Raw genomic sequence first — 1,105 nt, 5'->3', positions numbered from 1 at the left:
GCTTGAATTGTCAAATTAAGTGCAACACTACATTAAAGAATATTTCATAAGGCGTTTTCCATCCGAGACATTTACGGGGACGATTATTCATTTGTTCTGCATATGCTTGTATCCGGCGGTCAGTAATTGAATCAAGGTCAGTTCCTTTTGGCAAATATTCGCGAAGCAAGCCGTTAGTATTTTCGTTAGTTCCTCGTTGCCAAGGAGAGTGAGGATCGGGAAAGTAGAAGGGCGTACCAAACTTATCAGTTAAACATTGAACTTTGGCAAACTCTTTACCCCTATCCGGGGTAATCGTTAACGATCTACCAGGCCATAGCTTCATTAAGTCGCTCAAAGTATCCGTGACTGCTTCTGAAGTTCTTTTAGCAGCTTTACCAATAAGCAGGTAACGAGATTTTCGGTCAACCAATGTAACGACACAAGCCTTTCCGCTTTTGCCTAACACGGTATCACCTTCCCAGTGACCAATTTCTACACGGTTGTCAGCTTCTCGCGGACGATCATGAATCTTGTTGGGGATTGGAATCTTGCCTCGCTTTTCTTGATAAGCTTTATTGTGGCGAGACTTGCCGTGATGCCTTAGATGGCGCACGGCACTAGAGCTGCCAGATTTAAACAAATTATCAAATAAGCCATTGAAAATCCCACGGTAAATAGTCGTGGTACTGATCTGCACCGGATACTTTTCGACTGCCAAGCGATTCGATATTTCCTCCGGAGACCAAAGGTCTTCGCAGAAGTGTTCTCTCACCACTTCAAACACCTGAGGATTACTCAAAAGAGAGACTCTGCCACAGTTGCCTTTGCGCTGTTTGTACTTCTCCTGAGCCTTCGAAGGTGAATAGGATTTACCAGTAGAATTACGGCTTAATTCTCGAGAAATGGTTGAGTAACTTTTCTTGATATGGCTGGCAATCTCACGAAGTGAGTTTCCATGATTCCTCATTAAAAAGATAGTTTCCCGTTCATCTATGGTAATATGCTTGTAGTGATCCATGGCTAAATTCCTTTCATGATTGTTTTCGCAAACATCATTTTACAGAAATTTGGCCATGGGCCATTCTTTATTTAATTAGTGTTGCACTTAAAGTGTAAATTCAAG

Annotated in this window: 1 protein-coding gene; it reads right to left on the bottom strand. The window is 42.1% G+C overall.

From position 1 onward, the window contains the following. Nucleotides 1-10: 10 nt before the first annotated feature. Nucleotides 11-1,000: an IS30 family transposase gene (locus EKM87_RS12335; RefSeq protein ID WP_004561985.1), complete on the bottom strand. Its 990-nt coding sequence runs from the start codon at nt 998-1,000 to the stop codon at nt 11-13. Nucleotides 1,001-1,105 lie beyond the last annotated feature (105 nt).

Origin of the sequence: Levilactobacillus yonginensis, from assembly GCF_003946265.1 — a bacterium.
GTDB classification, from domain to species: Bacteria; Bacillota; Bacilli; order Lactobacillales; family Lactobacillaceae; genus Levilactobacillus; species Levilactobacillus yonginensis.
This window is presented reverse-complemented; position numbering and strand designations above follow the sequence as displayed.